Origin of the sequence: Amycolatopsis halotolerans, from assembly GCF_042647905.1 — a bacterium.
GTDB classification, from domain to species: domain Bacteria; phylum Actinomycetota; class Actinomycetes; order Mycobacteriales; family Pseudonocardiaceae; genus Amycolatopsis; species Amycolatopsis halotolerans.
Genome location: NZ_JBHRWI010000022.1, coordinates 212692 through 224895 on the forward strand (window position 1 = coordinate 212692; position 12204 = coordinate 224895).

Sequence of the window (12204 nt, forward strand, 5' to 3'; positions counted from 1 at the left end):
AAAGCGCCCCTCACCCGGTTCAGGTGGGGGGCGCTTTTCGCGTGGGGTCAGCGCACCACGGCCGCGACCTCGGTGTTGATGCGCTGCCACAGCGCGGCGAACAGGTCTTCCCGGCGGTAGACGCGGGGCTCGCCGGTGCTGCGGCCGAGCACCGAGAAGTCGTGCAGTTCGAGCACGGTTGCATCGGTCTCGGCGCTGTACACCGGGCGGGCCCAGCCGTTGCTGCACACGCTGCCGGCGTCGGTCTGATGCCTGCCGACCACGAAGTTCACCGTCTCGTCCCCGCCGATACCCCCGCGTTGGATGTCCAGCGCGTACACGGTGTCACCGCCCTGCTCGACCCGGACGCTGATGCGCGAGTCACCGCGGTGCACCGTGCCGACGAACCCGCTGCGCTCCAGGGCCGGCATCGCCGCGGTGAGCTGGTCGCCGAGGTAGCGGAGGGTGGCTTCCTGTTCGGCGTACCGGCTGAACGTGGCGGGTGCGGCTGGTGAGTTGGTGAGCCGCCGGGCGCCGGTCACCACCTCGGCGACCGATGCCTGCTCGGCCCCCGCCGACTCGGCGGCCTCGACCCGGGCGGCCAGTGCGTCGGTGAGCAGGTCGGGCCGCTCAGGGTCGAACCGGAGGTAGTTCACGTGCGGGTGCCGCAGTTCGGCGGGCACGGTGAGATCACCGACGAGCACCGGCAACACGTGTTCGTCCCCGTTCTTGACCGCGCGCAGCATCGCGGCGCCGAAATCGTCCACGGTGGAGAGAAAAGGCAGGAAGAACCGCACCGGCGCGGCTGGCAGGTCTCCCCGGTCTTTGTGCCCCCACCACTCGTGGGTCTGGTCGGGCCCGTGCAGGACCGTCAGTCCGCGCTGCCGGCTCGTCTCGACCACCTCCCCGACCGCGGACCGCGATTGCTCGGTGAATGAAACGGCGACGTCATAGACAGCGTTTTCCTTCATAACCCACCTTCCCGGTCGTCGCCGGCACCACACCGGCGAGCACTGGGGAGACTTCACCGCCGCTGTCGACCAGACGTGGACGCGGTGTGGATCCCGCCCGTTTCCCGTTGACCGCCGCGCGGGAAACGGTCACCTCCTTGTCGGTCGTCCAAGCTCTGATGAATCCTCGATATGGGCCCCGGAACAGATCCGGAAAAGCTCGAAATCAATTCACTAATTCCTCAGGAGGATTCGTCATGGCCAAATTTATGCCCGCTTTCGCCGCCGTGATCGCTTCGGCCACGGCCGTGCTGTGCCTGGCCGTCGCCGGTTCCGCCAGCGGGTTCGCCCTGTCCTCGGACGAACCGCACACGGCACCGCCGACCACCGCCTCCGCGCCGAATCCGGACGGAAACCCCTGGCACGACTGAGTTGTCGGCGAAAGCCCGTCCCCGGTCGCCCGCGATCACCTCGGGGGCGACCGGGTGATTGCGCGGGTTCAGGGCAGGTGCTGTACTCGAAGGCAGTCGGAGCGGGAGGCCCTGGTGACCGGAAAATTCGGGGAATTGCTGCGTGAATACCGCATCGCCGCCGGCTTGTCGATGGGCCAGCTGGCGCAGCGCGTCCACTACAGCAAGGGGTATCTCAGCAAGATCGAGAACGGGCTGAAACCGCCTCACGATTCGATGGCCCGGCTCTGCGACGGGGAGCTCGGCGCGGGCGGCGCGCTGCTGGCGGCGGCTCGGTCGGAGAAGGAGAGCGAGGTGACCCTCGACCGTCGCCAGGTGCTGCTGGTCGGCACCGCGCTCGGCGTGACGCTCGCGGGCGGGCCGCGACCGGTGCCGGACGAACGGGTGGTCATCGGGATCCGCACCACCTTCGAGCATCTGCGGCGCCTCGGCATGCAGACCAGTCCGGTGGTGGTGCTGGAATCGCTGACAGCGCAGGTGCGGATGCTCTGCGCGCTGGCCGGGGAGAACCCGGAGCCGACCAGGTCGCACCTGGTGCTGCTGGCCGCGCGGATCGCCGAGTACACCGGGTGGATGCAGCAGGAAGCGGGCGACGACCGGCGCGCGCTGTCCTGGACGAGGAAGGCGGCGGAACTGGCCGTCGCGGGCGGAGACCACGAGATCGTCAGCTATGCCTTCGTGCGGGAAGCCGGTCTCGCGCTTTACCGGCACGATCCGATCGCCACGATCGAGCTGGCGCGCCGGGCACAGCAGGCGGGACCCGCCGGTTCGCGCACCCTCGCGCTGGCCGCGCGGCGGGAGGCACAGGGCCACGCTCTGGCCGGCGATCGCAGCGAGTACGAACGCGCGCTGGACAAGGCACGGTTTCAGGCCGACGCGGCGGGCGCCGACCCATCGGCGTACCCGGTGCTCGGCTCCACGGCCCCCGATCCGATCGGGCTGGCCCGGGGCTGGTCGCTGTGCGACCTCGGCCGGCCCGGTGAAGCGGCCGAACTTCTGGACCGGGAGCTGACCCGGCTGCCCACGGACGCGCGGCGCACGCGGGCGCGGTTCGGCGTCCGCAGGTCGCTGGCCTACGCCCTGGCGGGCGAGGTCGACCAGAGCTGCCAAACCCTGGCCGGAACGCTGGAGGACGCGGCCCACGTCGATTCGGCGACGATCCGGCTCGACCTGCGGGAACTGGCCAGGAACCTCGGCCGGTGGCATGACCGCGCCTCGGTCCGCGAGGTCTACCCGGAACTGAGGCGCGTGCTGCACCAGCGAGTCTGAAGCTCAGCGCAGTCCCTCGCGGCAGGCGCAGGTCAGTTCCGCCCGTTCGGTCCGGACCTCGCCGGCCTCGGGCAATTCCAGAGCGGTGAACTCCTTTTCGGCCGCCTCCCAGTTCGCGACGGCGTCCCTGCATCGGCCCAGCCGGTGCAAGCTCTGCGCGACACCCCGATCGGCGTGAGCCCGATGCCCCTGGTTCCCTGACATCGCCGCCAATTCCAGCGCGGCCTCGTAGAGGCGCAATGCCTCGACGTGGTCGCCCTTGGCCTGGGCGGTCGCCGCGCGGTCACGGAAGAGCCGGGTGCGGAGGTCCGCGTCGAAGACCCCGGCTGCGATGCCGGCGGCCTTTGCCTGGTAGCGCTCGGCTTCGGGGATCCGGCCCGCCAACCGGTGCACGTTGCCGATGTTGGACAGCGCGTAGGCCATGACGCACGCGTCACCCGCTTCGGCGGCGAGGTGGTGTGCCTCCCGGTGGTCGACCAGCGCCTCGCTGGGAAGCCCGAGGCGCTGCCGGACCGAGCCGAGGTTGTTCAGCACGTGCGCCAATCCCTGCATGTGCCGGGTTTCGCGCAGGATCGGCACCGCGGCGCGGTGCTGGCGCAGCGCGACGTCCAGCTTGCCGTGCAGCTCGTTGAGGTAGCCCAGATTGCTCAGCGCGTGTGCCTGCCCGCGCAGATCACCGACTTCCTCGTACTTCTCCAGAGCAGCCTCGAAGCGGGTGATCGCCTCCTCGTGCCTGCCGAGTTCCATAGTCGGGATGGCGATGGCGCACAAGGCGGTGGCCTCGCCCCCGGCATCGCCCATCCGCACCCAGCAGGCCAGCGCACGCCGCGCCAGATCCAGGGCTGCGGCCAGCTCGCCGCGGCGGTTGTGCACGGTGGCCAGCCTGAGCAGCACGTGCGCCTGACCGGCCGTGTTGTTCTCGTCCGAGGTCACCAGCCGCCGGGCCAGTTCCATCGTCTCGGCCCAGTCGTCGAACTGGCTCGTCGTGTGGAAGTAACGCCAGATGAGCACCGCCAGCCGCCAGGCGTGCTCGGGCAAGTCGTGCGCTGCTGCGTAGCGGATGGCGGCCACCAGGTTGTCCCGCTCGGCGGTGATCCACGCCGTCGCGGCGTCGGCGGTCTCGAAGGTCCGGGCCACCGGCGACGTGCGGGTCACCGCGGGCAGACGAGCACGCTCGAACGGGTAGGCCGTCCCCGCCGCATCCGCCAGGGTGACCAGGTAGAAGTCGAGCAGCCGGAGCACAGCGCCGGTGCGCTCGCCGGGCTCGGCAGCGGCGAACTCCTTGAGCGGGTCCAGCATCTGGTACCGCTCCGGCGTGACCTCCTCGACCAGGCACACCTCGTGCAGTTCGTCGAGCACCAACCGGGCGTGGGCAAGAGGGTTGTCCACCAGCGCCGCGGCGCCCGCGACGGTGATGTGCGGCCCCGGTGCGTGTCCGAGCAGACGGAACATCTCCTGCTGATGCTCGCCCAGCTGCTGGTAGGAAACCCGGACGGCCGCGGCGCCCGCGTCGTCGCCGGTGTCGGCGTGCCAGGGCCCGTTTTCGGCCAGCAACCGGAGCAGGTGTTCCAGCGGCCAGCGGTCGTGCCGGCGGAACAACGCGGCGGAGACGCGGATCGGCATCGGCAGGTGACCGCACCGCTTGACCACTTCGGCCACCTCGGTGGCACGGCCGGTGACCCGCAGCGGCCCGGTCAGCGTGCGGAACAACGCGGCGGCGTCGTCCGGCGGCAGCGGGGCCAGCCGCACTTGCTGTCCCGTGTCCGGCTCGCCGACCCGCCTGCTCGTCACGATCGCGAAGCAGTCCGGGGCGTCCGGGAGCAGGGCGCGGACCTGCTCGGCGGATTTCGCGTTGTCCAGCAGGATCAACGTCCGGGTGCCGTACAACTCGTTCTGGTACATCGTGATCTTGCGCCCCGGCGAGGCGGGGATCTGTTCGGCGGGCACTCCGAGCTCGAGCAGGAGCTGGGTGAGCGCGTCGCCCATAGTCGTCGCGGTGACGTTCGGGGTGAACCCGTTGAGCCGTAACAGCAACTGCCCGTCAGGGAATCGCTCCCGCAGCCGGTGCGCGGCTTCCACGGCCAAGCCGGTCTTGCCCGCTCCCGGCGCGCCGCTGACCCACACGGCTTTCTCGCCGGTGCCCGCCGCCGCGGCGATCAGGTCGAGTTCGGTTTTCCGGCCGGTGAAACCGCCGGGCCGGGACGGCAGGGAGCTGGCGGGCTCACCGCGTTCGGCCCGGGCGGCGATGTTGCGCAGCCTCGGTCCCGGCTCGAGATCGAGCTCGGCGAGCGCGTCGCGGGCGCTGCGGAACACCCGGATCGCCTCGACCCGATCACCGTTGGCGAGCAGCGCGCGCATCAGCAGCTCGGCGTGGCGCTGGCGATCCGGTTCCTTGCCGACGATGCGGCGCAACCGGTCGCGCGCCGATCGATGGTCCCCAGTGGTCAGCTCCAGTTCGGCGAGATCGCCGACGGCGTCGAAATAGCTGTCGGCCGGCGAGATCACGTCCGTGCCGCCCACCCGGTCGATGTCGATGTCCTCGAGGAATCGCCCGCGCCACAGGTCGACTGCGGCGCGGAGCAGCTCGATCTGACTGCGCGGATCCCGCTCCCGACGGGCCTGCTCACGCCACCGGTCGAAGCGGTGGAGGTCGACCTGTTCCGGGGAAACCCGCAGCAAGTAGCCGGTCGCGGTGGTCTCGATCGCGACGTCGTCGACCGGGCCGAAGGCCTTGCGCAACTTGTTGATGTATCCGCGGACCAGGACCCGGCGCTCGGGGTTGGCTCCCCAGACGATCTGGGTCAGCCGGTCGGCGGAAAGCGGTTTGTTGGCGTGCAGCAAAAGCACGACGAGCACGAAGCGCTGCTGCTGGTCGCCCAGGGACACCGGAGCGCCGTCGTGCCACGCCTCCATGGGGCCCAGCATCCGAAAATCCACTCCGCCTCCCTGTTTGCGAGCTTGATGTCCATCACTAGGTCGTGCAAGCGCCCGTTCGTGTGTCACCGAAAATGGCCAATTTTCGTCCTGTATGGCATCGGGCGGACACCTTCGTTTCCGGGGCGGCGCGGACCGATCCACGACATGTCCACTTCTGGTCCACTAACCCGTCGCAAGCTGCCGGTCGTCGAAGATCGGCCGGGAGGCTCGTTGATGAACAGCCATGGAGAACTGGTGCGGGAACTCAAGTCGTTGCGCAAGGGCCGCGGGGTGCACGCCGGGAGGATCGGGGAGCGGATCGGCCCGACGCTGCGCGTGCTGTGCGGCGTGACGGAGGACGACGGTCCGGTCGCCATCCGGGAGAAGCTCGTGGCGCGGTTGACCGGATTGGCCGAGCAGTTGCCGGGGGACATGCGCCTGGCCACCGTGGCCGCCTTCGCACTCACCGCCGACGTGCGCATGCCGCTGTACCGAGACCGCGTCGGCTGGGCGGCACCCCGGATCGATCGCGACGCGCGTACTGTGCGCCGCCGGGTCGACGAGGCTATCGACCAGCTCGCGGAACTGGTGGTGACCATCCCTCTCCGGCCGGACGGGGCCTGGCACACCGCGGAACTGCACGTCGTGGTGACGCTGGACCGGCCGCAGCACGAGGTGCTGGAGCAGTACCGCATCGTCGCCGACCACGACGGACTGCACGAACTCGACTTCGCCTCGCCGGCGTTCGAGCTGCGGGGCCCGCTGGACGTGGACGTGCTTTATGGGGGGACCCTGCGGGCCGGTGGCACGGCGCGGGGCCGCCTGTCCCTCGCCCCGCCTGAGCCGCTCGCGAAAGGCGACACGCACGCCTTCGCCATGAGGTACCGCCTTCCGCGGCCGCAGGTGCTGCGGTCGTACGTGGTGCGCGAACTGGAACAGCCCTGCGATCTGTTCGATCTGCGTGTGCGTTTCGCCAGGTATCGCATTCCGCGCCAGGTGTGGACATTGCGCGATGTCACCGGCCCGCGCGGCGGTCACCAACAACGGGTGGATCGCGCGGGGGAAATACATCAGCGATTCCAGCGGCTCTTGCCGGGCCGCTCCTACGGCGCGCGCTGGGACGGTGATGAAGCGGGGAACGAATTCGACGGGCACCACTGTTCGTGTGCGGATCGGAGCGCGCCGCGGAGCACCGGTTTCGCCGAAGAACGGGTCTGGAGCGTGAGCTGACCGGGGTGTTCTCCAGGTACCGGGACGGTGCCGGAGGTGAGGTCGAGCTGGCCGGGCAGCGCGCGTCCGGCCATCAGCTTCAGATCACGTCGGCCCGTTCGCGCTGACGAAGCTGCTGTTGCCGTATCTCGCTGGCCGTGTCGTCACCATGGCCCCGGCCGAACGGACTGGGAGGTGCGACTTCGACGACCTGCACTGGGCGCGCACGCAGCCGGTGTTCCACGGTGCGCTGGCGGACATCCCTGGCGGCAGGGTACCCAGGCCAGCGTCCCCGTAGGTGGTCCACATCTGATCCACACTCGGTACACGTAGCGAATTCATGCTTCCAGAAGGCGCCATCACGGTGCTGAAAGGATGGCAGTGCGATGGACATCGACAAATCCCTTGTGGACTCACAAGTGCCCCGGCTGGAGGGTCTGGCCGAGCTGACACCGACCTTCTCGGTGTCGGTGCTGCATTGCCACCCGGACGCGGACCCGAAGGCCGCGTTCCACTCGCTCGTCAGTTTCCTCCGGACCACACTGGAGTCGCGGGGCCGGGCACAGTCGGTTCGCTGCCTCGGCGAGGTCGTGCTCGCCGAGTCCGACCAGATCGACGGCATCGGATCGCTGTTGGAGCTGGGCATCGATGGCCTGTACGCGTCCGCTCGTGAGCGTCGCACGATGCCGAGCTGGTCGGGAGAACACCAACAGGTGCTCGATGTCGCCAACCAGTTGACGGTCGTGGTGCGCCGTGGAGCTTTCGTGGTGATACACGCGCCGGTGAGCGACGAGGCGTTGCGCAAGTGGTCGCAGAAGTTCAACAAGCTCTATCGGTATCTGCCGAGCGCGATCCTGCGGAGGACGCTCCAGGGTGACGGGAAGACCTTGTGGCTGCGCGGAGTCCATCGCCGCCGCGTCACCAAGGCCGACAGCAAAACCCTGGGCGGTCTGCGGATCCAGGAGGTACTCGACGATGAGGACGGGAGCTTCGCGTTGAGCGCGGCCGTGATCGATTATCTGCCCCTGGACGAATCCGCCGTAGTGCGGGGCAGACTGACCGTCAGCCCGGCGAAGTCGCACCTCTACTGGAAATTCCGGGTCGATCTGCTGACGTTCCTCGCCGCCGCCACCGAAACCGTCGCCCTGTTCGAGAAGTCTTTCGCGGTCGAACCGCCGGAGGAGCAGTTCTGGCAGCTGGCGGTGCCGGAGACCGAACTGGCCAACGTGTACGGGGCGTACGACGTCACCATCGCCGAACCGGATGAACTCCCCGACGCGGCGGACCCGGACGGAGAACTGACGGAACGGGCGGAGCTGTTGCGGAACTCGTTCCTCGAAGTGCGCGGGCACCCCAAGTCCCCGGCGTTCACCGCGGTCGTCGGTCGCGAGGGGGCCGAGGTCGGCTCGCTGTCGATCAAACCGGTCGCCCGGGGAGTCGGCTTCGATCTGGACGTTCGCTTCGCCGGAACGCCGTCGAACGAGGCGATGGCGCGGCAGATCCGGGACGCGATCGGCAACGGTGAATTGTTGAGGATCTACTACGAGTCGGGGCACACGTTCGACGAGTACCAGATCAATCTGCAGAACCAGACCGCGCCGCCGTTCGCCAACTTGGACTTCACCGATTTCGGCAGTCACCGTGTGAACCAGGAAAAGCCCTTGGTGCGCGGCGACCAGGCCATCCACGACGCGATCGGCCTGATCAACGACCACTCGTTGTTCGCCTGGGTCACAACGACTTACACCACCGGGTGGCTCGTCTGCGACGATGGCGCGGGTGAGGTTGCCGACTTCCTGCACTTGGTCAACGGCACGCTTACCGCCATTCACGTCAAGGGGGCACAAAGCATCTCGTCGACCCGGCACATCGCGGTGACGGCGTACCAGGAGGTTGTGGCGCAAGCCGTGAAGAACCTGCGCTTGCTGGACAATCGGACGCTCGTCGAACGCTTCGCCACACCGCGGATCGCACGCCCGGCGGCCTGGCTCGACGGCACCCGGCACACAGATCTGTCGGGGTTCGTCACCGCACTGCGGGCGCGAACCACCCTGAACAAGACCAAGGTGGTGATCGTGCAACCACACCTGCTGCGCTCCGTGCACGATGCGGCCCGACAAGCAGCCGAAGAAGGCAAGCCGACCCGCGACTCGCGCAGCCTGACGCTATTGGACGGCCTGCTCCGAAGCGCGCGGAGAACCGTTATCTCGCACTGGGACGACCTCGCCGTCATCGGCAGCGAGTAACCTCCTCCCGCGGTACAGCCTCGCCTTTCTCGCGGCCCGGATCGCGCGCCATCGGGTTGTCTCAGAGCTGATCACCGAGTGCCGTCGGGCAGGTTGACCACTCGACATTCCCGATCGCAGCCAGTGAAGCCGTTTCGGAGCGCTACGCGGTCCGCCAGCGGGGCATGCGGAGCGCGTCTGCGCCGGACAGCCGCTGACAAGGCGGCCGCATTGCTAGTTCTGGACGCCGTCCTTGTGCGGGTCGAGGTCGATGCGGCCGCGCTGGCGGGGCCCGCCTTCGCCGAGGAGGTTCCACTCTTTGACCGTTGCGTTGAACCGGTCCCGTTGTTCAGCGTCGCTTTCGGCGTATCTCTTGGCGGCGGTTTTGATGCGGTCGGCCGCCGTCAGGTAGCGCGCGGTGGACTTCTGGAAGAACGACTCGACCTCGCCGCGCAACCCGATCAGGGCGGTGTCCGCCGCGATGGGAACGACTCCGCGGCCGGCGAGCTGGCCGTCGGCGTAGGAGACGGTCGCGATGTTCTTCAGCAGGCCGGAGTAGATTTCAGCGACGTCGTAGCAGTGCTGGGCGATTTCCATGACCAGGTTGACGTCGACGGCGTACCTGCCCGACGCGGGCGGGTCGCTGTCGTCGCCGTCCGGGCTGTGCTGGGTGACGTCGTAGAGTTCCAGCAGGGTCCGGTCGACGCCCGCGATGCGCTCCTGGATCGCCGTGACGACTTTGAGGTAGTCCGCTTCGGCGTGGTCCAGCTCGCTGCCGAGGGTGCGGACGGCGCCGTCCAGATGCGAGAAGAACGTGCTCAGGGCGGGGAACCGGAAGTTGTCCTTGACCTCTTCGGTGTGACTCAGCACGAAGTCGACCAGCGTCAGCGCGGTGCCGACGCCGCTGGGAAGCGACTTCCCCAATGCCTTGACGACAGTCTCGGCGACGCCCCACACCTCGCTGACGGCGTTCACCTTGTGCTTGATCAGCTGGATGTCGGTCGGCGGCGGCGGAGCGGTTTCGAAGAGTTCCTTGGTGGCTTGGTCGATGAGGCGCAGGTTGTTGTTCCGGGCGGCGTTGATCGTCGTCGCCCGGAGCGCGTAGCAGTTGGCCAGCCATCGCACGAGGACGCGCTGGTTCTTCAGGGCCGGGCCGACAGTCGAGAGAAAGCCTCCTTTGAGGCTGTTCGCGGCGAGCCCGGTCCAGCCGGCCATCCAGGCCCGGTTGTTGTTGTCGTCGCTGGTGATGGCGAGCTTGTCGACGAGTCCGTTCAGCGCGTGGTCGCCGACCGAGTCGGCGGTGTCCATGGCGTCGTTGATCGCGACGAGGCTGGTCCGGGCCTCTTCGAGGGACGACAGGTCGGGCCCGCCCGCGAGGTCCGGGATCGAGTTCGCGAGATGTTCGCGTTGCTGCCAGGCCCAGTCGCCGACCTGGGTGAAGGCACCGGAGGCGTGGCATTCGACGTAAGCCTGCCGCGAGGTGTCCCATCCGTCGCAGGTGCCCGGCCGCTTCGCCGGGGTGCCGTCGTCGACCGCCCAGGCGACGATCGGGCAGGTACGCAGATGGATCATCGACTGGACCGGGATCGGCCGCAGCGCCGACGGCGCGCCGTCGATCTGGACCGTCCCGTGCTGCAGTGCGAGCCCGGCATCGTGGAGCCAGCGGCGTTCGAGCGTCTGCCAGTAGCCGTTGAGCGCTGCGGAGAGCAACGACGAGTATTGGCTATCGCCCAGATATCCGCTGTTCACTGCTGGCACCTCCTGAAGCGGCTTCGCCAACCGGACGGCCGGTGAGCAACGAGGCTAACAGCAAAAACAGCACGATTGTGACTTTCTATGGCAAAGTGTCACGTGGCTGGACGCCGATGCCCCGGTGAGACGGTGCACGAGATCTGGACCCGGCAGGAGGAAGCTCCCGGACTTCGCGCGGGGAAGGGCGCACGGAGCAGCGATCGCGGAGGCAGCGCACTGATCTCCGCTTGCCCGGAGTCCGAGCGCCTGCCGCACGCGTAAGCCTCGACATGGCTCGCGGCCGCTCGATGTCGGTGCGAAAGTGCTTGCAGGATTTGAAAAGTAGTTTCGGAGGGCGGATCCCCCGGGTGGCGAAGACATTCTCCCTCGCGGATGCTGCGAGGTCGGGAACTCAGCGCGCGCCCTGCGACAACCCAAGCGGGACAATGAAACGTGCCGCGGCGAGGGGCCTTCTGCGAAGACGATCAGCATCAGGTCATGGCTGAAGCGGGACTCAACGTGCTGCGCATCATCACCGACGACGCGTCGGCTGCCCTGGTGTGCGTAGTTGATGCTGCATCGTCGGAAACATCCGAACCTGACGGCGCGATCGGTCCTGGCGCGCGGGGGATTTCCGCGGAATGGCGCGTGTCGTTGCGGCTCACTTCCGGCGGCAGCGGAGAAGCTGTGCGCCGCCCGGATCTGGGCGCGCGTGATTGTTGCTGCGGTGAAAGGAAGAACGTGCCGAAGAAGGGTTTACGTCCGCTTCAGGCGGTACGTCTAGCTGGGGTCATTGCCGCGGGGATCGTTGCGTGCTCCGCGTGCACGCCCAGCCATGCGACAGGGCAGCAATCGAGCGGCGGAAAGGCACCTGCCCAGGTTTCCGGCGGTACCGCGCTGTCCGCCGGAAGCTCTTCGACGCCGCTTCCTGCCGCCGGTTCCTGCCGTCTCGGCGACCGCAACGGGCAACCGACGCCCGATCCGTCATGCACCCCCGGTGCGGTGAATCCGCAGGTCTCCCAAGCGAACATCGCCACCACGGTGTGCAAGAGCGGCTGGACCAAAACCGTCCGGCCGGCCACCGGCAAGACCAGTCGCATGAAAGACGCCACGGCGAAGGCGTACACCCTGCCCGCCGGCGAGGCTGGCGAGTACGACCACCTTGTCTCCCTGGAACTCGGGGGCGCGCCTGACGACCCCCGCAACCTGTGGGTCGAGCCGGGGAAGATCCCCAACGCCAAGGACGCGGTCGAGAACAAGCTCAAAGACGCCGTCTGCGGCGGCCTGATCCCCCTCGCCACCGCGCAGACCGCCATCGCCCGCTCCTGGACCACCGCCTTCGACGACACCGGACTGCGCGTGAACGGCGGCAGCGTGTGCCTGCGCGCCGAGCCCAGCCGATGCGCCCGCGGCCGGCGCGGAGACAGCACCGGCGAGTAGCCCGGGCCTCGGCCG

8 protein-coding genes are annotated in these 12204 nt (G+C 68.5%); 5 read left to right on the plus strand and 3 right to left on the minus strand.

Annotated elements, in window-relative coordinates; genetic code table 11:
* Nucleotides 1–47: 47 nt before the first annotated feature.
* Nucleotides 48–950 (minus strand): hypothetical protein, encoded by a 903-nt coding sequence (locus ACFORO_RS19540; RefSeq protein ID WP_377870774.1) that lies wholly within the window; start codon nucleotides 948–950, stop codon nucleotides 48–50.
* A gap of 236 nt (nucleotides 951–1186) precedes the next feature.
* Between ACFORO_RS19540 and ACFORO_RS19545 the strand changes: the two genes are divergently transcribed.
* Nucleotides 1187–1360, plus strand: a complete 174-nt coding sequence (locus ACFORO_RS19545; protein WP_377870773.1) for a hypothetical protein — start codon at nucleotides 1187–1189, stop codon at nucleotides 1358–1360.
* A 114-nt stretch (nucleotides 1361–1474) separates the two neighbouring features.
* The gene (locus ACFORO_RS19550) at nucleotides 1475–2668 is read left to right on the plus strand and encodes a helix-turn-helix transcriptional regulator (RefSeq protein WP_377870772.1); all 1194 of its coding nucleotides are present in this window, start codon (nucleotides 1475–1477) and stop codon (nucleotides 2666–2668) included.
* 3 nt (nucleotides 2669–2671) lie between these two features.
* On the opposite strand, the gene ACFORO_RS19555 is transcribed toward ACFORO_RS19550, so the two are convergent.
* Nucleotides 2672–5605, minus strand: coding sequence for an AfsR/SARP family transcriptional regulator (locus tag ACFORO_RS19555; protein WP_377870771.1), 2934 nt, complete (start codon nucleotides 5603–5605; stop codon nucleotides 2672–2674).
* A gap of 213 nt (nucleotides 5606–5818) precedes the next feature.
* Between ACFORO_RS19555 and ACFORO_RS19560 the strand changes: the two genes are divergently transcribed.
* Complete coding sequence (locus ACFORO_RS19560) at nucleotides 5819–6814, plus strand: hypothetical protein (protein WP_377870770.1); 996 nt, start codon at nucleotides 5819–5821, stop codon at nucleotides 6812–6814.
* A gap of 365 nt (nucleotides 6815–7179) precedes the next feature.
* Nucleotides 7180–9039 (plus strand): hypothetical protein, encoded by a 1860-nt coding sequence (locus ACFORO_RS19565; protein ID WP_377870769.1) that lies wholly within the window; start codon nucleotides 7180–7182, stop codon nucleotides 9037–9039.
* Nucleotides 9040–9252: 213 nt separating this feature from the next.
* On the opposite strand, the gene ACFORO_RS19570 is transcribed toward ACFORO_RS19565, so the two are convergent.
* Complete coding sequence (locus ACFORO_RS19570; RefSeq protein WP_377870768.1) at nucleotides 9253–10767, minus strand: hypothetical protein; 1515 nt, start codon at nucleotides 10765–10767, stop codon at nucleotides 9253–9255.
* Between the two features lie 480 nt (nucleotides 10768–11247).
* Between ACFORO_RS19570 and ACFORO_RS19575 the strand changes: the two genes are divergently transcribed.
* Nucleotides 11248–12189, plus strand: a complete 942-nt coding sequence (locus ACFORO_RS19575) for a hypothetical protein (protein WP_377870767.1) — start codon at nucleotides 11248–11250, stop codon at nucleotides 12187–12189.
* The last annotated feature ends 15 nt before the right edge of the window (nucleotides 12190–12204 follow it).